We start from the raw sequence: 21,108 nt of genomic DNA on the forward strand, positions 1-21,108 counted from the left end.
TTACCGCAGCGCTTTCGGTTATCCCCGGTATTCCGGTTGGAGAGACGTTGTCTTTCCAGTCGGACATTGCATTGTATATCGTATAGATGCGTATATACGATGCAAACCGGTTTTTAAATAAATTGGAGGAAAAAAAATGGGAAAAGATAAAAAAAAGAGGGCATCCCTCTCTGCATTCTCAATTTTGTACATTATTTTGCTTGTGTTGGCGGTAATCACATGGATTATCCCCGACGTACAGAGCGCAACGCTCGGTACTATCGTTATGGCGTCATACAATGGATTTTCCAATGCGCTTGACGTTTGTTTCTTCGTATTAGTACTCGGCGGTTTCTTGGGTATCGTAACAAAAACCGGTGCGCTTAATGCAGGTATTACTCACCTTGTAAAAAAATTGAAGGGTAATGAGCTTATTCTTATTCCTATTCTGATGACACTGTTCTCAATCGGCGGTACAACGTATGGTATGGCCGAAGAAACGGTTGCTTTCTACGGACTGCTTGCCGCAACAATGGTTGCAGCCGGTTTTGATTCAGTCGTTGGCGCCGCTACGGTATTGCTCGGCGCAGGTGTAGGTGTTCTCGGCTCAACCGTAAACCCCTTTGCAACCGGTATCGCTATTGACAGTATCAACAAGAGTTTTGAAGAACTGGGTATTCAGAGCAGCGTAAACAACGGTATTGTTATTGCTTTGGGTATTGTTCTCTGGCTTTCTTCTCTCATCATTGCTTGTTCATTTGTTATGGCTTATGCAAAGAAAGTAAAGAGAGATAAGGGATCGACCATTCTTTCATTACAAGAACAAGAAATCATGAACGCGGAATTCTCAAAGAAAGATACGGATGTTGAAGTTGAATATACCGGAAAGATGAAACTTTCGATGGGCATCTTTGCATTCGGCTTCTTGGTAATGATTATTTCCGTTATTCCGTGGGATAAGTTCAATGTTACCGTATTCCAAGGTTGGTCTTCTTTCCTGACCGGTGCTGCAATCGGTGAATGGTGGTTCGGCGAACTGGGTATGTGGTTCTTTATCATCGGTTTGATTATTGCGTTTATCAATAGATTTACCGAAAACGAAATTGTTTCCGCATTTATGGAAGGCGCAAAGGATATTATGGGCGTTGTTCTGGTTATCGCTGTTGCTCGCGGTGCTTCCGTATTGATGGGCGAAACCGGTTTGGACAAGTACGTGCTTGAGCATGCTTCAAAAGCATTGGAAGGTTTACCGGCATTTGCATTTGCACCGCTTTCATACATCCTGTATGCATTGCTGTCCTTTGTTATTCCGTCAACCTCTGGTTTGGCAACCGTATCGATGCCGATTATGGGTCCGCTTGCACAGAACTTAGGCTATAACCCCGCTGTTATGGTTATGATTTTCTCGGCAGCATCCGGTATCCTGAACCTCTTTACCCCCACGAGCGGTGTTGTTATGGGCGGTCTTGCGAGCGCACGTATCGAATACAGCACTTGGCTCAAGTTTGTCGGCAAAATCCTTGCCGTACTGTTTATCGTCAACCTCGTCGTTCTTACGGTAGGTATGATGGTTCTTTAAAAAAGCGCTGCCTCGGCATAAAAGCTGAGGCAACAATTCTCTATTATATAAACTAAAGCAGCCTATTAATCTTTATGGGTTAATAGGCTGCTTTAGTTTAGTGTGTACGGTAAAGTTTTCGTTATACTTTTTTTACTGATGGGTATTCTTTTACCGTATCATGCAGTTGAATACTTTGAGATATGAAAACCGTTTTAACGGAAAAATAGAAAAAACGAAAACTGTCGCCATCCCCCGCCCTCTTGACTTAAACTTGAATTTAATTTGTATATATAGTAAGCAGATAGATGCTAAGATATTTTCCGCTAAAGCGTTGAGGGTTATAGGAGGTTGTTATGAACGAATTTAACGGCGTGGCCGATACGATGCTTATACCGATGGCAGCTCGGATTTATGCGTCTAAACATTTTCCTGAATATTTTTATGATAAAACCGCTTTGTCGCTGGAAGCAAAAATTCCGGCAGGAACATTTGAGCGGATTTGGAAATCGTCGTCAGAATATACGATGCTGGCTTCCGTCGCCCGTTATTATAACTTTGACGAGATGATAAAAGCCTTTGCAGCCAAGCATCAAAAATGCAATATCATCAACCTTGGCGCGGGGCTGGAAACGGCAGCATTCAGATTGGCGGAAGTCGATGTTCCTTTTTACGAAATAGATTTACCTGAAGTGATAGAACTGCGTAAAAATATTTTAAAATCGAAAGAAAACGAAACCCTTATCGGTGCAGATATTTTTACACTCGAATGGGCAAACGGCATTGATCTTTCCCTTCCGTCGTTGCTGATTGTGTCCGGTGTATTCCAGTATTTCCGCGAAGAAAAAGTGCTAACCTTTTTATCGGCGATTAAACAGCGCTTCCCCAAAGGTGAATTGATTTTTGATGCCACCAATTCGATCGGTATAAAATACGCCAATAAATATGTGCAAAAAACAGGGAACACTTCTGCACAGATGTATTTTTATGTGGATGACGGCGTGGCTTTTGCACAAAAATGCGGCATGCAACTGCTGGAACAGCGCTCTTTTTATACCGTTGCACGGAAAATGCTCAAGCGCAAATTAAAGCTGTATACCCGCATTGCAATGAAAGTGTGCGACGATGGCGGTAGAACCATTATTTTACATTTAAAGCTGAATTAAGCGGATATTCAGGACAATCGCCGGGAACCTCTAAAAATATCAGTTTTTAGAGATACCCTGCTATGTTTTACCACCGCGGGATATTGTAGGAAAAACTCTTAATCTTACTCTTGTTCAATTAAAAAAAGTATGCGATAATAATAGACAAATGGCTGTTAGTGTAAAACTCCCGGATATTTTACGCACTTATGCTCTGCGTTTTAATAGTCCATTTGTTGGGATTAGCGAATTAACCGATTATTTACGAAAGTATGCTCAAAGAAATATAGCCGAAAAGCCTGAATGCGCTTCTTTTATCGATATATCGGAAACAAGATTGTTAACAGAGCTCGAAGCTCTTGAGTTGGAAGGAAAAGTAGAGCTCATCGACGATAAACGGAAAGGTAAAATCGTTTTTGTTCCGTTCTATTTCCTTGATAAAGTAAGCCGGCAATATGAAACGATCCGTGAAAAACCGGAATTGCCGTTTCCGCTTGCCAGCTCAATACCGCAGAATTTTTCCAAGCGATTCCTTAGATATATCAGAATAAATACGGATTTTACCGACCTGCAGCCGGAAACGGGAAACGATACTTTTCTGTATCAGCTTATGTTTCCGGACGATACCCCTCCGCTTATATTCCCCGGTAATTTTTCTACCGATCAGATGCTTGATTTTGCAATTGCAAAATTGCGTTTTTTCTTTCAGAAAGATGAATTGAGGGATTTTATTCAAAAAAAATTGATAACGGCTAATCCCGGAAAAGAATATTCAATTAGAAAATTTATTCTTACGATTCAAGCCCATTCTTCAGAGGCGATGTATACCTTAAAAAAGTCGGGCGATGTCTACTTGTATTGGAGCTATCTTTGTTCCGTAGTAAAGCAGGAATTTTCCAAGAAAACCGAAAAAATGAGTGATGAAATCACCATTTTACAGGCCATTTTTATCATTGAATACCTCAATAACTATTACCGGAATAAGACACAGCAGTCTCTCCAGCGGGAAACGGCGCTAAAGAATCTCGATTTGGCTCTTCAAAAACCTCCTTATTATTTTAATAAGAACGCTATTGTTAATTTTAAAGATTCCCGCGGGGTACCGCTGCTCGGTCAATACAGTCAGCAGGATCTTGAAGATTATATACAGGAAAAAACAGCTTCGGACGGCGATGCCAATTTACCCGATCTTCTCAGCTTTAAAACACCTGACGGAGAACGGTACTACATCATGTTGGATAAAACCGTGCCGCTGATTATCTCGCTCGTAAATGATAACCGGAAGAAATTACGGGATGTTTGCTTAAAAAAATGGTACCAACAGTTGATCCGTTTTGAACAAACCGAGGCAATGCACACTGACTCTGCATTCAATCAGCTTTTAAAGACACTCTGTTCGGAATATGTGCCGATATTGTATGCATTGCTGGGTGCACCGTTTATCCCTATGCTGTCTGCCGATAAACGTATTACCGAACATCAGGCAGCAGAAATCAGAAGAATATTTTCCCGCGATCGGTTGTTGTCGTATATCGACTTATTTATGTTGAACAGACAAGAACTGTTAACCGACGCAAGAATTCTATTGCCTTTTTGGTATACAATTCCGATTATTTCTTCTATTATTGCTTTCTTTATGCGTCCTAAAAAAGCACGGCATACTACACGAAAGGGGAATTCCAAATCGGAAGCTCTGCCATCGCAATCGCAAATTACCAGTAAAAAAATTTCACCGCGGGAAATAGCAAGCGAGCTACAGGCAGAATTTATTCCTGCGAATAAAAGTTTACAGGACTGTATTATTGAACAGCTCGATCTATGGAATACGATTATCGATCCCGTAATTAGAAAGCAAAATGCCGACGATGTTAACGCCTTTATCCGCGACCAAGTAAAGATAGCGCATAGGACTCAATCGTTTTCAAAGCTAACCTCCGACCGTATCCGGAATTTAGCGGATGCGATTGTCAGTACGCCCGGTTTAGCGAAGGTAAAAAATAAAGCGGCGCTACGGCTTTACACGGAATACTATATATTATGGCTTGTGCTGCATTCCGTGTAATCAACAACCCCGACGCAAGCACCGGGGTATTAAACTCTCCGCACGAATAAAAAGATAGGCATAATTCTATTGCCGTTTTGTAAATATCATCTGTTCGATGGTGTTCTTTTTTTGTATCTTAATGATATAGAAATAGATAATTACCGTATGCGGTAAAAAGTAAATTTATGGAGGAAATTAGTATGGCTATACTACATTTAAATCAAGACAATTTTGATAAGACAATCAATGCTGCGGAAACGGCATTGGTAGATTTCTGGGCGCCGTGGTGCGGACCTTGTAAAATGCTCGGTCCTGTTTTTGAAGAAGCGGAAAAAGATGCAAACGGCAAAGCAACCTTTGCAAAGGTTAATGTTGATGAACAGCAAGACCTGGCAGTCAGATTCGGCGTTACCAGTATTCCGACGCTCATTCTTTTCAAAAACGGACAGGAAGTAAAGCGCTCTCTCGGATTTATCGATAAATCCAAGATACTGGCACTACTCTAAAAAGCATAAAAGAAAGCAATTTTATAAAATAATGTAATGCCGGCATGTTTCGTCTGCGGAATAGCCCGTCTGCCGAACAGCCGGTTTGAGATATGAAACCTTGTGAAAAAAGCTCACCTTTAGAGGTTTTCAATCACCTTATATATCCGTTTTAACGAAAGTGTTTTTTTTGTTTCCGGCGACACGGCTGCGATAATACCGCAGAAGAGAGCTTCTCCTTCTTCGGGCATATCGAATGTCCGGGGCGTAAGCATAAGGCTGCGTGCCAAGGCAGCTTCGATGGAGCTTCCGATGATTGAATGGAATGCACCTATCATTCCCGCATCGCTGATATAGCCGGTACCGCCCGCGAGGATACGTTCATCGGCGGTTTGCGTATGGGTATGAGAACCGAATACACAGGAAACACGCCCGTCAAGATAATAGGCAAGAGCTTCTTTTTCTTGTACCGATTCCGCATGAAAATCAACCATCACTATTCCGTCAGGCACCGTTCCGTCAGTGTGTTCCGGCAATAAACGGTCAGCCGTTTGGAAGGGACAATCGATCGGCCGCATATTTTCTCTTCCTTGTACATTCAGCACCGTTAATGTGCCCCGCGGTTTACGGACTGTAATAATACCGCTTCCCGGTACGAACGGATAATTTGCAGGGCGCAATATCCGCGCTTCTTGCCCGAAAGTATCTCTAAGGTCAAAACGCTCCATACTGTGATTCCCGCCGGTAATAACATCAACCCCGGCGGCAAATAATCGGGCTGCTTGCTCCGGCTCTATTCCCGAGCCCTTTGCAGCGTTTTCTCCGTTCACTATGATAAAGTCAGGATTTTCTTCTTTTATCAGCTCCGGTATAACCCGTACTGCAACATCAACACCCCACGCTCCGCAAATATCACCGCCGAAAAAAAGAATTAATGCATCCATCTTTCCGCTGCACCCGCTACCGCTTAAACACTTCGTAGACTTTTTTAAGGGCGGCAACAAGGGCGTCGATGTCTTCCTGCGTGTTGTAGATACCGAGGCTTGCGCGGCAGCAGGAGTGAATTCCCATGTACTCCATCAACGGCTGAGTGCAGTGGTGTCCGCTTCTGACCATAACTCCCTGTTCATCCAAGATGTACGACGTGTCATGTGAATGCACATCCTTTACGTTAAAAGCAACCGTCGGCACCCGCCGATGCGCATGGGTGTAATACACATCCACAAAATCAAGCCCCTGCAGCGCGGCGATGAGTTTTTGGTGCAGCCCTTCAACGTAGGTATGTACGGCATCGAGCCCTAAGCCTTTGAGAAAATCGAGACTTAGTTTAATCGAATGGATTGCCGCGGTATCGAGGGTGCCGCCTTCGTACTTGGCGCCGCCCGCTTTAAACTCGCTTACCTGCTCACCGACGAACTCGATCATACTGCCGCCGTAAAGGAAGGGAGACATTTTATCGATAAGGGCACGCTTTGCATACAGCACCCCGGCGCCGAACTCCGCATAGATTTTATGCCCCGAAAACGCAAGGAAGTCGCAATCCCACACGGCAACATCATGAGGATAGTGCGCAATGGACTGTGCCGCATCGATAACCGCAACGGCGCCGTGTTTATGCGCTTCCGCAATAATGTCCTGCACGGGGAATACAACGCCGGTGGTGTTTACGGCGGCAGTTACCGCAACAATCTTGGTACGGCTGCCGAGCAGGGCTTTAAAACCTTCCATATCGAAGTTTCCGTTTTCGTCCAAGTACACATACCGCAATGCCGCGCCGGTTTTCCGCGCTACAAATTGCCACGGGATCAGGTTTGCGTGATGGTTGGCAATGGAAATAATGATTTCGTCGCCGGCATGGAGCTGCTCCAGCCCGTAGCAGTACGCAATGATATTGAGCGATTCGGTAGCGTTCTTGGTAAAGATCACTTCGCCGGAAGAATCGGCGCCGATAAAGTTGCCGACAGCCATACGGGCAGCCTCAATTAATGCGGAAGATTCTATCGCAAGCGTATGCGAACCCCGTCCTGCATTCCCGTTGCTACGGGTGTAGTAATCCTGTATTCCGTCAAGCACCGCCTGCGGACGCTGCGCTGTTGCGGCGGCATCTAAATAATGGATATTTCTATTCTGTAATAGCGGGAAATACTGTTTATACATAGGTTATTCCTTTGAGGGTAAACACATCAGATGTTTTGTTATATTCCCCGCAAAATAAGAGGCTGTTCAACCAGAATTTCGCCGCTTTGCGGCTCAAATGGTTGCCCCGCCTCTTATTTTGCGATATTTAATTTACTCATCTGATGTGTTTACCCGTCCTGTTTCTAAAAATAAGGTGCGAAATTTTAGATAAAATTTCGCACATAAGGAAAGCAACCGCTTTAAATATTTCGGAAGCGGTTGCCCTGCTATTCTTCATCTGTTTCAGCCGATGCGGAAAGACGTGCGTCAAATTCTGCGTTCAGTCTGTTCCGCACCGTTTCGTCGGGGATAGCGTTGAACACCGGGCGGAAGGCGGAGTCGATAATCAGCTTTTTAGCACTCAGTTCGTCGAAGCCGCGGCTCATTAAATAGTAGAGTTTTTCTGCGTCGATGGCGGAAAAGCTCGCGGCGTGTTCCCCGATAACGTCATCTTCATCGCAGAAGATGGTCGGGATGCTGGCGGCAACGGCGTTTTTATCCAGCATAATGCTGTTATCCGCAAAACGGGCAACGGAAGCGGAGCAGCCCTTGTTGAGGAAAATGTTGCCGCGGAACATTTTATGCGCTTCGTTTTTCAGCGCGCCGCGGGCTTTGATTTCCGACAGGGTATTTTTTCCGTTGATAATCAGATTATGTTCAATATCCATCCGCCGCGCTTTGTCGGTAAAATAAAGCGGATAAACGAATACTTCCGAATTATCGTTTTGGATATACGACGAATACGACGCTCCCGTTTTTTGCGCACCGAGCTGTATGTCGTGCACGGTTATCCGCGCCGCTTCCCCCACGTCCATCCGCACCGTTTCAAAGCTGAGCGCAGAGTCGGCAAAGTTTTGAATTTTGATAATTTCAACCTGTGCATGGCTGCCGACGCTGATACTGATCAGCCCGTTCCGGTACGATTGCACCTCCGTGGATTTGGGATCGGTGTCAAAATAGAGAATGAGCCGCGCCGCTGCGTTATTAGCTATGTCGATATAGCTCTGGTCGAACAGCACCGGATGTTCGGCATCTACCGAAAACCGCACAAAGAAGTCCTGCAAGGCGCCGGCGGCAGCATCGATTTTGAGGTAAAAACCGCTGTTCCGCTTTACCTGCACTTCATCGGTAAAGTGCTTGCCGAGTCCGCAATTTTTTTCGCGCGGAGATTTTTCTACATTGAATATCCGTGCCTGCTGTTCCGCAGGGCATGTTTTAAGAAAGTCTGCAATCGGCATATACTGAGCCGCCGGAGCTTCGGTATGAAAGAACATGCCGGTAAACGGAGCCGACGGCACATCCTGTATATGATAATCGAGCCGTTTAAAATAGTTTTCGTTTCTCATCAGCCTATCGTCCCCTCCAGCTCAATAGAAATAAGGTTATTCAGCTCAACGGCATACTCAAGCGGAAGTTCTTTAGAGATCGGTTCGACAAAGCCTTTGATGATGAGCGATTTAGCCGTCGCTTCGTCAAGTCCGCGCTGCATCAGGTAAAAGACCATAGAATCGCTGATGCGTCCGATCTTTGCTTCGTGTCCGATGTCGGCATCGTCGGTATGGCTTTCGATAATCGGGATGGTGTCGGTGCGGGACTCGTTATCCAGCATCAGCGATTCGCATTCGGCGAGTGCCTTAGCGCCGGTTGCATCCTTGCCGATAACCAGCAGACCGCGGTAGTTGGACTCGCCGCCGTTTTTCGCAATAGAGCGCGAGTGCATTTCCGACACGGTGTTCTTGCCGATATGGACGGTTTTAGTACCGGTGTCGAGACACTGCCCCGCGGAAGCGAAGGTAACACCGGTAAACTCGGAGCGCGAGCGGTCGCCCTTCAAAATGCTCATCGGGTACAGCATGGTTACGCGCGAGCCGAACGAGCCGGAGACCCATTCGATAGCGCCGTCTTCTTCCACGATTGCCCGCTTGGTATTCAGGTTGTAGAGGTTACGCGACCAGTTTTCGATGGTGGAATAGCGCATGGTCGCCTTTTTGCCGACGTACAGTTCGACGGCGCCGGCATGGAGCGCGTTTTTATAGTATTTAGGCGCGCTGCATCCTTCGATAAAATGAAGATAGGCTCCTTCATCCACGATGATGAGTGTATGCTCAAACTGACCCGACTGGTTTGCATTCAGTCTAAAGTAGGATTGCAGCGGCAGTTCAACCTTGACACCCTTGGGTACATACACAAATGAACCGCCCGACCACACTGCGCCGTGCAGAGCCGCAAACTTATGATCGTCCGGTTTTATCAGCTGCATAAAATGTTCGCGGACAATATCCCCGTACTGCAGCACCGCCGTTTCCATATCGAGGTACACAACCCCTTGGTCGGCAAGGTTTTTCTGCAAGCTGTGATACACCACCTCGGAGTCATACTGAGCGCCGACACCTGCCAGCGAGGTTTGCTCCGCCTTGGGAATGCCGAGCCGGTCAAAGGTCTGCTTAATCTCCTCCGGTACCTGATCCCAATCGGTGGCAAGCGGTTTTTCGTCCGACACAATATAATGGATAATCTCTTGAATATTGAGGTCTGAAATGTCGGCGCCCCAATCCGGCATCGGGCGTTCAAAGAAATACTGCAGCGATTGCAGCCTCAGGTCGAGCATCCACTTGGGTTCAAGCTTGCGGGCTGAAATCTTCCGTACTACCTCTTCGTTCAGTCCCATCCCGGTGGAATAGCTATAATCGATACTGTCTTTTATATCGTAAATGCCGCGTTCGATGTCGGAAACAAAGGTGCGCTTCCGGTTTTGGAACAGCGGCGAGCGGGAATCTCTAAAGTCGTTACTCATACCGGCTCCTACATCCCCGCATATCCGTGCTTTTGAATATGCTCTACCAATTCGATGCCGCCGCTTTTTACCAGCGATCCGTTGATTAATACGTGCACATGATCGGGCTTGAGATAGTCGAGTACCTTGCTGTGGTGCGTGATGATCAAAATCCCCATATCCGGCGTTTTGAGTTTTGCAACGCCTTCAAATACGGTCTTTGTCGCGTCGACATCCAATCCCGAATCCGTTTCGTCCAAAATAGCGAGCTTAGGCCGCAGCACTGCGAGCTGGAGAATTTCGTTCTTTTTCTTTTCCCCGCCGGAAAAGCCGACGTTCAAACTGCGCTCGATATATTCGGGATTGATGCTGAGCGTTTCCATCAAGCGGAGCAGCTCCTTGTGAAAGGTAAGCGCCGGTATCTTTTTACCGGTTACCGCTTCCTTTGCCGCGCGGAGAAACTCTTCAACCTTTAAGCCGGGGATTTCTTCAGGATTTTGAAATGAAAGGAAGATACCTTTCCGCGCGCGCTCAAAAACAGGCAAGTCATTAATCAAGGTTCCTTCAAAAAAGATCGAGCCTCGGTCAATTTGAAAGACAGGGTTACCGGTAATCGCAGCGGCAAGCGTCGACTTGCCCGCTCCGTTCGGTCCCATAACGACATGTATCTCACCGGCATTGATGGTAAGATTAAGATTATGCAAAATCGGCTTTTCATTCACCGAAAGATGTAAGTTTTCTATATGTAATAGCGGTTCCATCTGCAACTCCTATAAAAAGTCAAGAAGAAAATATCAAGTTTCGATTGACTCTGTGTGAAATTTGTAATGGTATATTATAGCGACTTGCAAAAACCGTTACAAGACTTCAGCTCTAGCAGGAAATACAAAAAACCGGTATTTTTGTCGGCAGGAGGACGATATGATAACTCATAAATATTTAAGAAAGATACTGCCGCTTTTTATGTTGGGCATTATGCTTACCGCCTGCACAACTACCGGTCAAGTTAAGCAGAAACATGAATTACCGAATTCGGTATTACCGGTATTAATAGAACATCCCGAACGTTTTTTTTGGGAGATTAGAGGCAATAAAGGTTCGGTCTATGTGCTTGGGACTGTTCATGTTGCCGATAAAAGTTTTTACCCTCTGCAAAAGAACGTGCTGGATGCATTTGATAAAGCCGACCGGCTGGTAAGTGAGCTTGGCGGTATGCCGGAGATGGAAGCGTTTGTCGGAGAAATGCAAAGTGTCATTATAAAAAATATGAATGCCGATCCTAAAAAGAGTCTACTCAATGTTTTATCTGAAGACGATCTTGCCTTTCTATACGAAACAATCGGCGATGATACGGTACACCAGCTTGCACTTTTTAATCCGTGGATTTTAAATACGGTATTGGCTCAGTTTTTAATGAGTAAAATAGGACTGAACGCGGGAGACGGTATCGATATGTATCTAATACAGCGGGCAGAAAATAAAAAAATTGAAGCGCTTGATACCGCTCAGCAGCAAATTGCGGTGCTTTCATACGGAACTTTTGACGATCAGCTTGCAATGTTAAAAGATTCTATACAAGCACTGCGGGATATCGATGCAAACAGGGAAGAAATGCATAAAGTTCGAGACCTTTACCTGAGTAATAATCGGAAAGAACTTTCAGCCATGCTTGTCGACTTACTTTTTGAAGTTCCGTCTTCTTTCTCCGAAAAAAAAACGCAAGCCTATATCGACACGCTGTTAACGGATCGGAACCGGATATGGGCGCAGAAATTCGGCGAATACCTGCGCGAAGGCGGTAACACATTTGTCTTTGCAGGTACCGCGCACTTCCTTGGAAAATCAAGCGTATTTGAAATCATGCGGCAGAAGAACATGCTTAAATAAGGGGGTACCCTGCAGGGCGGTTTATTCCGCCTTGCCGAATCCGTACTCATCCTGATCGGGAGGGGTATACCAATCGACGGCAAACCAGAGACCGGGGTCGGCAAGGTCTTGTGCAATTTGTCCGAGCGCGACCTTTGCCGTCGTTTCCGCAATAAGATAGCGTTTGCCGTTATGGGTAAAGCGGGCTCCGTCTCCGGGGCAGTCTACAGCGGCGACCGCGTGCTTTTGCTCGGGAGCAATCATCAAAATCGAATCGATATTAAAATGCTGCAAGATCACAGACATCAGCAAGGCACGGCTGTCGCAGTCGCCGCTTTGGCCGGTGCATACCGACGGTATATTGAGAAAGTCCGCACCGTTTTCGTCCCTCGTGTACGTAAAGCCCTGCATCCATTCAAGCAAAGATGCCGCGATTGTCTCTGCAGCCGGCATTTTCCCTTCTTGGCCGACTTCGATTAACTCTTTTTCCAACATCAATGAAAGATGACGGCAGCGGGCAATGCTGTCGCGGTAAATCATCCGGTAATAGCGCTGCCATGCTTTTTGCTGCAGCGGAGAATTGAGGTATCGTGTCAGCAATGCGAACTCTCGGTCTATGACCGCCTGATTCGCTTCGGAATCGGAGCGGTCAAAATGTACGGAAAGCTTTTTTCCGTTAAAGAGTACTTCTTTTTTTATCGTTCCCTCTTTGGGATATACCGCCTGAATCATCGGACCGGGTTCAAAGAAGGATTGCCTACCGGTAAATACGGCATCCAAGCTGGAAATCATCATCGGCTCATATTCCTGCGCCTTTTCCGCCTGCGTTGTCGTTAAGATAACCAGCCAGCCGCTTTGTTCGGCAAGCGGCTGCACCAAAAGCCAGCCTGCCTGCTTTTGGTTTTGCTGCGTAAACTGAAGATTGGCGACAAGCGCAGGATTTCCCTGCATCAAAAACTGTATCGCTTTTTTTTGCGCTTTCAGCTGAGAAAAAATATGATCCGCCGCAGCCGCTACCGTGCCGAACTGCTGATACGGGTAGAGCGCAACCTGCAAGCCGACAGGAATAATCGTATTTTGATACACATAGCGTGCATTTTCCCGGGAATTGACAAGGCGGAATCCTTCCGGTAAATCAAGCGTATAACCTAACGATGGATTACCAATCAGCTCCGCCCTAAGCGGATAACCGATACCAAAGATCAGAAGAATTAAACATAAAAAGTGCTGAATTTTTTTCCGTTTCATCCTATACTCTCCGTATGCACGATACACAACAAGCTATTGTAAAGAAATCCATTCCGATTGTATACGAGGACGAAGCTCTTTGTATCGTTAATAAGCCCTACGGTATTCCGGTACAGGGCGGCGCTCATGTTTCGATATGCCTCACTGAAATTTTAAGCAAGCAGCTCGGCTCTGAAATATTTCCCGTGCACCGGTTGGATAAAGAAACGTCCGGCCTGTTGGTAACTGCAAAAAGCGCCGATGCAGCCCGCTCGTGCCGCGCTTTGTTTGAATCTCAAGCTGTTGAAAAAGAATACCTTGCATTATGCTTCGGCGGTTTTGAACCTTCTGCACACAAGAAACCGGTTAAAAAGCTTCCGCCGGAGGGCATTATCGATACGCCGATTGTAGAAAACGGTAGTCCAAAGCCGGCCTCAAGCGCGTATAAGCTTCTCGCAAGTACGGATGCCTATAGCCTGTTTTCCGTTCGGCTGCATACCGGCAGGATGCATCAAATCCGTATCCACCTTGCCGGTATCGGCTATCCGATTATCGGCGACGACAAGCACGGAAACTTTGCCCTTAATAAGCAGCTTTGGAAAACAGCCCGCATCAAAAAACTCCAGCTGTGCGCCTATCGCCTGATGTTCCCCATCGGCGGCAAAAAACGTCTTTTTACCGTACCGGCGCCGGAGCATATACAAGCGGCGATTGATGTGCTGATACCGGAGGGCAATTTTGTATCTGTCCATCCATAAATGTTTTGATACGTCGAGAATTTTCAGCCTACCCTATTTTAATCGGATAAAAGCGAGTATTTGACAGCACCCTCAATATTGACAATCGGACAAAGATATATAACTATGTCGATATGAAGGTTTATATGAAATCAAAAAAAGTTCCGTATATCGGGCTGCTGTGTTCCGTTCTTTTCCTCTGCGTTGCCTGTAAGGATAACGCCTTTATACGGCGGATGCAGGACATGGAGATGGGCGTCAAAAATCCCTCTTCTATAGAAGAATTGCAATCGGCCATACAAAAATATCAGGGAAAGATCAACGACATTCTTACGATGGAACAGCGGATCGGCATTTGGTATAAAATTCTCGGCCGCCGGTACATGGATAAAAAGATGTACAAAAAAGCGCTCGAAGCCTTCCGCAGCGCATTGGAATACTTTCCCGAAAATCAGCATGTGTTTTATCAAATCGGCGTATGCGCCGCCATCATAGCAAAAAGCACCCTCGATTACCCGAATATGGGCCTTGACGAACGGCAGGCATACTTTGATCTGTCGGTCTCCGCCTATAAACGCGCCGTGGAGCTTGACCCAACCTATACGCGGGCGGTGTATGCACTGTCCGTGCTCTATGTCTTTGAATTGAACCGTCCGGAAGATGCCATTACGATTATGGAACCGGTGGCCGCCCGCGAGAAAAAACCGCTTGACTCCCTCTTCATTTTGGGGCGCGCCTATTATATGACCGGTCAATACGAAAAAGCGATTGCAGCCTACGACCGTATTATCAAAACGAGCGGAAGCGCCGAACAGCGTGCCGATGCCGAACGGAATAAGGCTTTTGTAGAAAATGCACGGCGCTAAGGCTTTGACGGCAGAATGCGCGGAAAGTAAATACGGCAGGGCATCTCTAAAAATCTAACCGAGTTTTTAGAGGATCCCGGGAAGTAACAGGATTCTACATATACGTTGATGAACACAACAACCGATTCCGAAAAGCGGAAACTCTACATAGCACTCTCTTATTGCTCTTTTCTCAAAGGCAGCGAACGGCTTTTGCTTGCCCGCACGCTTGACACTTTGCAAGCACTTACAGTAAGTTCAATAGACACGTTGAGCCGGATCGTGCAGCGGAGCTTCCGTACGCGCAGCTACAAGCCCGAACTGCTTGAACAGGCGGTGGAAAAGGCCGAGTCGCTGATGAAGTATTGCCGAATCAACATGACGTTTTACGACGATGCCGACTTTCCTCCCCTACTGCGGGAGATTCCCGATGCGCCTTTTTTGCTGTACTACCGCGGCGTTTTGCCGAAAGCGGATACGCCCGCTGCGGCGATTGTCGGTACCCGCCGCCCGACAGGGAACGGCATTAAGGCTGCGCTGCAGCTAGGTACCGAATGCGGACACGCGGGCATTCCCGTTATTTCGGGATTGGCACGGGGAATCGACACCTTCGCGCATCGGGGAGCATTGGAAGGCGGCGGGCTTACGACGGCGGTGCTGGCCTGCGGGCTTGACCGGCTGTACCCGCAGAGCAATGCGCGGCTTGCAGGCAGAATCCTCGAAACGGGCGGCTGTATCCTCAGCGAATATGCGCCCGGAGAACCGCCCCTCGCGTACCGCTTCCCGCAGCGTAACCGGCTGATTTCGGGATTAGCCCGCGCAACCGTTGTTATCGAAGCGCCGGCAAAATCGGGGGCGCTTATTACTGCAGACTTTGCCCTCGAACAAGGACGCGACGTATGTATACACGGCGGGATGACGGATTCCGTACAGAATACCGGCTGCAAAAAGCTCGCTGAAGACGGGGCTATTCCGGTAGAACATGCCGGCGACCTTTTGCGCGAATGGGCGCATCCGGCTTTGCAGTATTTACAGAGAGAACAGCGCATACAACTACCTTTGTTTGAGAAAGGAGCACCATAACATGGCGAAAAAAACCGCAACAAAAGCAACATCAAAAGCAAAAAAAACGAACTTGATTATCGTAGAATCTCCGGCGAAAGCAAAAACGATTGAAAAGTATTTAGGCAGCGGCTATACGGTTAAAGCTTCGATGGGACACCTGATCGATCTGCCCAAGTCCCGTATTGCAATCGATATTGAACACGGCTTTCAGCCCGAATATATCACGGTACGCGGTAGAGCCAAGCTGTTAAAAGAGCTGCAGCAGGATGCAAAAAACGCCAAGCATGTCTTTCTCGCAAGTGATAATGACCGCGAAGGGGAGGCTATCGCCTATCACCTCTGCAATGCAATACGGGAAAAATGCGAAGATGTCCCGATAAACCGCATCGTTTTTAACGAGATTACCCCGCAGGCAATTAAAACCGCCGTGCAGAATCCTATGGATATCGACGAGTCAAAAGTCAACGCTCAAAAAGCCCGCCGCGTACTCGACCGGCTTGTCGGCTATAACCTTTCTCCTCTTCTCTGGCAAAAGGTAAAGAACGGGCTTTCCGCAGGGCGGGTACAGTCGGTTGCGCTGCGCCTTATCTGCGAACGGGAAGTGGAAAGTTTTATCCCCGAAGAATTTTGGACGCTTGAAGGCTCTTTTAAAAAAGGCAAAACAGCCTTTAACGCCCAGCTTGCTCTCTATAAAGGAGAAAAACCTACGCTGAAAAACGAGCGGGAGGTACAGGCCATCATCGATGTATTGCACGGGAAGGAGGCGGCGGTTACCGATGTCAAAAGCACCCAAAAGACCATCCATCCTAAGCCCCCGTTTACAACCTCCACGATGCAGCAAACCGCGGCAAACAGGCTCGGCTTTACCTCCCGTAAAACGATGCAGATTGCACAGCAGCTGTATGAAGGTATCGCCGTCGGCTCGAGCCGCGTCGGTTTAATCACCTATATGCGTACCGACTCGGTGCGTATATCCGATGTCGCCCTTGCGGAGGTGCGTAAGTGGATCGGCGAGCAGCATCCCGCCTTTTTGCCTGAAAAACCGAATTTCTACACCGTCGGCGCAAAAGCACAGGATGCCCACGAAGGTATCCGCCCCACATACTGCAATTATACGCCCGATTATCTAAAGGACTACCTGAACCGCGACCAGTTACGCCTGTACACCCTTATCTGGGAACGCTTTACCGCGAGCCAGATGACCGGCGCAAAGACGGAAACGCTCAGCTATGAAATTTCCGCCGGTGATGCGGTTTTTAGGACGGCTTCTACAAAGGTAACGGACAAGGGCTTTTACGCCGTGCTGAATCTGCTCCTTTCAAAAGAAGAGAAAGGCAAAACCTTACCGGTATTAAAAACCGGCGATACCCTGACGGTGGACAGCCTTACGCCCGAACAGCACTTTACGCAGGGGCCGGCTCGCTATACCGACGCGAGTATCGTTAAGATGTTGGAACAAAAAGGCATCGGACGCCCGTCGACTTATGCGCCGATTATTTCGGTGCTGCTCGACCGCTATTACGTCAGCCGCTCCAATAAGCAGCTCGTTCCCACCCAGCTCGGCAGAATGATCAACGATATTTTGGTGGAGAACTTCAACGATGTTATTGATGTCAACTTTACCGCCGGTATGGAACAGAAATTGGACGAAATAGAAGAACACAATGCCGATTGGTCAAAGATTATCGGCTCCTTCTATACCCCGTTTATCACGCAGGTAGATTCGGTGATGGCTCATTTAGGCAGTTTGAAAGGAAGCCTCGACGAACCGACCAACTTTACCTGCGAAAAGTGCGGCAAGCGGATGATGAAAAAGCTCTGCCGCTTCGGTTTTTTCTTGGCATGTGAAGGCTTTCCCGAATGCCGCAATACAAAATCCATTCCGCTGGCAAAATGTCCGCGGCCGGGATGCGGCGGCGACATCGTATCCCGACGGGCAAAAGGACGGGGAAAAGAATTCTTCGGCTGTACAAACTTTCCGAAATGCAATTTTATCTCTCACTTTAAGCCGATTAACGCAATATGTCCGAAATGCGGCTGGTTCTTGGTAGAAAAATACGACAAAAAGAACGGCAGCTATAAGGCCTGCGTAAACCCCGACTGCGATTACCTGCACAGCATTGTCGAAGGTGTGGAAGACCGGGATATCGAATAGCCGATGGAGCAGGTCTTTGAGGACTACCTCGCCTACAGCGCGGGTGTGAGGCACTTTTCCGAAAAAACGATTGAAGCGTACCGGAACGACCTCAAGCTTTTTTCAGCATGGCTTGCAGAAAATGAACTACCCTTTACCGAAGTTTCGAAAGTGCAGGTACGCATCTTTGTCGCAGACCTCGGTAACCGGCATTTTGCTCCGGCAAGCGTCAACCGTATCCTGTCTTGCGTGCGGGGACTGTACCGCTATGCCCTGCAGAAAGGCCTGTGCACGACAAACCCCGCCGCGCTTATCCGCAACCTCAAACAACCGGACAAGCTGCCCCGCTTCCTCTTCCCTGACGAAGCGGAACGCTTCTGCGAATTTCCCAAAGAAGCGGGAATTTTATGGTATGCCCGCGATGCAGCGCTCTTTTCTTCGCTCTACTCCACCGGATGCCGTGCGGCAGAGCTGCAGGGGCTCAAAATAACGGATTTAAAGGGTGAGTGCCGCTGGGCAATCGTGCGGGGAAAGGGCAGCAAAGAGCGTAAGGTGTTTTTTGCGGATTTTGCTCAAGAAGCGGTGCAGCGGTATTTGACGGAACGGGCGGAATTGATTGCCTATCTAAAAGAACAGGACGGCTTAAAGACGCCTGTTGCGGAAGAGGCTCTTTTTTTAAACTGCCGCGGCGGGGCGCTTACGACACAGGGCATACGCTACATCATCGATCGGTATACCGCCCTGCTTCCGAACTATAAAAAGCTTACGCCGCACGCATTCCGGCATAGTTTTGCCTCCATGTTTATCACGCGGGGTGCGGATATACGGGTTGTGCAAGAACTGTTGGGGCACAGCAATATCGCAACCACGCAGCGGTACACGCATATCACGGCAGCCCAGCTCCAAGACCTGTACCACAAAGCCCACCCGCATGGGTAATTCATAATTTTTAATTAAGAATTAGCGAAGAATTTTCCGCATTTTTCCGGCCATTTTTGCATCCGTGCTTTATATAAAGGGTATGGAGGCGTAAATGGAAAACACCTATACCTTAACCCTTAAAAACGATTATTTATTCAAGCTTCTGCTCGGCTCGGAAGAAAACAAAGCCTGCTTGCAGGACTTTCTTGAATGCGTACTGGACATGCCCGCCGGTATGATTACCGACCTTGAATTACTGGACAAAGAACTTAGTAAAGATGAGATAACCGATAAGACCGGCATTCTCGATGTTAAGCTCCGCCTAAAAGACGGAACAACAATCGATATTGAAATTCAAAACTCGTGGTCCACCGAATTTATTCCCCGTACATTGTTCTATTGGGCTAAAATGTACATTGAAGGCTTCAAAGAAGGTGAACCGTATACCAGTCTTACAAGATGCATCGCTATTAATCTGATCTCCCAAGGATTTAAGCTCAATAGTGAGGTGCACTCTGCCTATCGCATACTGGAACAACAAACTTATCAACAGCTCACTGATTTATTAGAGATACACTTTCTGAACTTGGCGGCAGTAAAAGGGACTAAGATACGGCAAGCTATCACTACCAAAAAGCAGGAAAAACTGTTAAACTGGTTGCGGTTTATAGAAACGGACGATAAGGAGGAGAGAGCCATGTTAGCGACAACTTCACCGATATTACAAATGTTGAATGAGAAAATCGATGTTCTCAGCTTGAATCCTGAAGAACGGAAGCTGTATGAATCAAGAATGAAGCTGAAAAGCGACATAGCAACCATTTCTGAAGTGCAGTTCAAAGCAGGAGCCGAATGGGGTCTTGCGGAAGGTAAAACGCTTGGCCTCGCAGAAGGAGAAGCCCGCGGTCGCTCAGAGGGTTCCCGCCAAGCAAAGCTCGAAACGGCAAAAACGATGCTTAGTATGGGCTATCCGCAGGCCGATATTTGCAAAATTACAGGACTATCTAAAGCAGAAATTGAGGCCATAAAATAAATTTGTTCTTTATTTTGTGAGGATACTAAAAAACAATCTGATGCGATTACCTTCCTTTTATGTGAAATTTTTCCTAAAATTTCACACTTTTTTCTCCCTGCAGCAGCCTTAATCGATAACGACAGAACCTTGCCGGAGTACGCGGGGTGTGCCGGACGTTAAATCGACCAGCGTAGAAGGGAGCCCCTCAAGATTACCGCCGTCAACAACTAACCCGACAGAATCTTCAAACTCTTTACAGATGGTCTTTATATCGGTAAGCGGAGGAGTTCCCGAACGGTTGACGCTTGTCGAATACACCGCGTCGCCTGCAGCAGCAACGACACTCCGCAGCCATTCATCCGCAGGGCACCGAAAGGCCTGTGTCCCCTGCCCTTTTAACGGCACAATGAGAGTCAGCGGTGCAGGCCACAGATTCAAGATATGTTCGGGAATTTTTAGTTCGGTATAGCGGTAAATATCCGCAGGTTCGGCAATAAGGGCGATAAACGGCTTATTTTCTTCTCTTCCTTTAATGCGGGCAATTGATTCCGCAGTTTTTCCGATCAAACCGGAAAATCCGTAAATCGTATCGGTTGGGATAATGATAACATTACCCTTCTTGAGTTCCGCTGCAGCAGCGGCTGCCGAATTAGGAGATTTTTTTTGAATACGCATTTTTTCTACTCATAATCATTTCGCACATAATCACAATAATGCTCATCGAAACAGCGATTGTTTTACAAACGGCATCCGGCACATAGCGGGGTGCTTCGATCAGATAGGCAACACCGGCATCGTCGGTACGCTCTGCAGTACCGGAAAAGTTCATCAATTTGATAAGCCGTTCGTTTTTTTGGATATACCCCAATTCATGCGCATACACGGCAATGGTTTCGGGGTCGGAAGAAAGATTTGCAATACGGATATTCAGATTTTCACCCATATCCGATAAGAGCTGAACATGCTGAACAAGCGCCTCACGCTGCCGCCTTAACTGCTGGCGTGCAAAAAAACCCCGCGGCCCCAAACAAATGCTCAAAACACTATAGACAAACGCAAACACAAAAAGAGGCGTAATAACTTTCAAATAAAATTTCATACTTATTCTAATAACGGCAAAATAAATATTTTCTTGA

Annotated in this window: 19 protein-coding genes; 11 read left to right on the top strand and 8 right to left on the bottom strand. The window is 47.1% G+C overall.

Features of this window, described 5'->3' with window-relative positions:
* Positions 1–136 precede the first annotated feature (136 nt).
* From HMPREF1222_RS11015 to trxA, 4 genes are all read left to right on the top strand, one after another.
* On the top strand, positions 137–1,558 hold the full coding sequence (locus HMPREF1222_RS11015; protein WP_016519467.1) for a YfcC family protein: 1,422 nt from the start codon (positions 137–139) through the stop codon (positions 1,556–1,558).
* A 335-nt stretch (positions 1,559–1,893) separates the two neighbouring features.
* Entirely contained in the window at positions 1,894–2,703 is an 810-nt protein-coding gene (locus HMPREF1222_RS11020) for a class I SAM-dependent methyltransferase (RefSeq protein WP_016519468.1), read from the top strand.
* Positions 2,704–3,019: 316 nt separating this feature from the next.
* Complete coding sequence (locus HMPREF1222_RS11025; RefSeq protein ID WP_232502158.1) at positions 3,020–4,744, top strand: hypothetical protein; 1,725 nt, start codon at positions 3,020–3,022, stop codon at positions 4,742–4,744.
* 182 nt (positions 4,745–4,926) lie between these two features.
* Positions 4,927–5,232 (top strand): thioredoxin, encoded by a 306-nt coding sequence (gene trxA / locus HMPREF1222_RS11030; protein ID WP_006190066.1) that lies wholly within the window; start codon positions 4,927–4,929, stop codon positions 5,230–5,232.
* 119 nt (positions 5,233–5,351) lie between these two features.
* Here the strand turns inward: trxA and HMPREF1222_RS11035 are convergent, their stop codons facing one another.
* From HMPREF1222_RS11035 to sufC, 5 genes are all read right to left on the bottom strand, one after another.
* On the bottom strand, positions 5,352–6,155 hold the full coding sequence (locus tag HMPREF1222_RS11035) for a TIGR00282 family metallophosphoesterase (protein WP_016519469.1): 804 nt from the start codon (positions 6,153–6,155) through the stop codon (positions 5,352–5,354).
* A 16-nt stretch (positions 6,156–6,171) separates the two neighbouring features.
* Positions 6,172–7,368 (bottom strand): SufS family cysteine desulfurase, encoded by a 1,197-nt coding sequence (locus tag HMPREF1222_RS11040; protein WP_016519470.1) that lies wholly within the window; start codon positions 7,366–7,368, stop codon positions 6,172–6,174.
* A 248-nt stretch (positions 7,369–7,616) separates the two neighbouring features.
* The gene (gene sufD, locus HMPREF1222_RS11045; RefSeq protein WP_016519471.1) at positions 7,617–8,735 is read right to left on the bottom strand and encodes a Fe-S cluster assembly protein SufD; all 1,119 of its coding nucleotides are present in this window, start codon (positions 8,733–8,735) and stop codon (positions 7,617–7,619) included.
* The gene (gene sufB / locus HMPREF1222_RS11050; RefSeq protein WP_016519472.1) at positions 8,735–10,183 is read right to left on the bottom strand and encodes a Fe-S cluster assembly protein SufB; all 1,449 of its coding nucleotides are present in this window, start codon (positions 10,181–10,183) and stop codon (positions 8,735–8,737) included. The genes sufD and sufB overlap by 1 nt, the downstream gene beginning before the upstream one ends.
* A gap of 8 nt (positions 10,184–10,191) precedes the next feature.
* Positions 10,192–10,923: a Fe-S cluster assembly ATPase SufC gene (gene sufC / locus HMPREF1222_RS11055; RefSeq protein WP_006190079.1), complete on the bottom strand. Its 732-nt coding sequence runs from the start codon at positions 10,921–10,923 to the stop codon at positions 10,192–10,194.
* A gap of 160 nt (positions 10,924–11,083) precedes the next feature.
* Here sufC and HMPREF1222_RS11060 point away from each other — a divergent pair, with 160 nt between their 5' ends.
* Positions 11,084–12,049, top strand: coding sequence for a TraB/GumN family protein (locus HMPREF1222_RS11060; RefSeq protein WP_006190080.1), 966 nt, complete (start codon positions 11,084–11,086; stop codon positions 12,047–12,049).
* A 21-nt stretch (positions 12,050–12,070) separates the two neighbouring features.
* Here the strand turns inward: HMPREF1222_RS11060 and HMPREF1222_RS11065 are convergent, their stop codons facing one another.
* Complete coding sequence (locus HMPREF1222_RS11065) at positions 12,071–13,276, bottom strand: hypothetical protein (protein ID WP_016519473.1); 1,206 nt, start codon at positions 13,274–13,276, stop codon at positions 12,071–12,073.
* Between the two features lie 14 nt (positions 13,277–13,290).
* Between HMPREF1222_RS11065 and HMPREF1222_RS11070 the strand changes: the two genes are divergently transcribed.
* The 6 genes from HMPREF1222_RS11070 (at position 13,291) to HMPREF1222_RS11095 (ending at position 19,990) form a co-directional block, all read left to right on the top strand.
* Positions 13,291–14,013 carry an RluA family pseudouridine synthase gene (locus HMPREF1222_RS11070; protein ID WP_016519474.1) on the top strand — a complete coding sequence of 241 codons (723 nt, stop codon included), beginning with the start codon at positions 13,291–13,293 and terminating at the stop codon, positions 14,011–14,013.
* Between the two features lie 125 nt (positions 14,014–14,138).
* Positions 14,139–14,858 (top strand): tetratricopeptide repeat protein, encoded by a 720-nt coding sequence (locus HMPREF1222_RS11075; RefSeq protein WP_006190092.1) that lies wholly within the window; start codon positions 14,139–14,141, stop codon positions 14,856–14,858.
* A gap of 108 nt (positions 14,859–14,966) precedes the next feature.
* The gene (dprA, locus tag HMPREF1222_RS11080; protein ID WP_016519475.1) at positions 14,967–15,920 is read left to right on the top strand and encodes a DNA-processing protein DprA; all 954 of its coding nucleotides are present in this window, start codon (positions 14,967–14,969) and stop codon (positions 15,918–15,920) included.
* 1 nt (position 15,921) lies between these two features.
* A complete protein-coding gene (gene topA / locus HMPREF1222_RS11085) occupies positions 15,922–18,057 on the top strand; it encodes a type I DNA topoisomerase (RefSeq protein ID WP_016519476.1) in 2,136 nt (711 codons plus the stop codon).
* Between the two features lie 3 nt (positions 18,058–18,060).
* The gene (locus HMPREF1222_RS11090) at positions 18,061–18,975 is read left to right on the top strand and encodes a tyrosine-type recombinase/integrase (RefSeq protein WP_006190098.1); all 915 of its coding nucleotides are present in this window, start codon (positions 18,061–18,063) and stop codon (positions 18,973–18,975) included.
* Between the two features lie 94 nt (positions 18,976–19,069).
* The gene (locus tag HMPREF1222_RS11095; RefSeq protein ID WP_016519477.1) at positions 19,070–19,990 is read left to right on the top strand and encodes an Rpn family recombination-promoting nuclease/putative transposase; all 921 of its coding nucleotides are present in this window, start codon (positions 19,070–19,072) and stop codon (positions 19,988–19,990) included.
* A 108-nt stretch (positions 19,991–20,098) separates the two neighbouring features.
* On the opposite strand, the gene HMPREF1222_RS11100 is transcribed toward HMPREF1222_RS11095, so the two are convergent.
* Positions 20,099–20,647, bottom strand: coding sequence for an L-threonylcarbamoyladenylate synthase (locus HMPREF1222_RS11100; RefSeq protein WP_016519478.1), 549 nt, complete (start codon positions 20,645–20,647; stop codon positions 20,099–20,101).
* Positions 20,622–21,071, bottom strand: coding sequence for a septum formation initiator family protein (locus HMPREF1222_RS11105; RefSeq protein WP_016519479.1), 450 nt, complete (start codon positions 21,069–21,071; stop codon positions 20,622–20,624). The genes HMPREF1222_RS11100 and HMPREF1222_RS11105 overlap by 26 nt, the downstream gene beginning before the upstream one ends.
* Positions 21,072–21,108 lie beyond the last annotated feature (37 nt).

The sequence above is a fragment of the Treponema vincentii F0403 genome (assembly GCF_000412995.1).
Classification (GTDB): domain Bacteria; phylum Spirochaetota; class Spirochaetia; order Treponematales; family Treponemataceae; genus Treponema; species Treponema vincentii.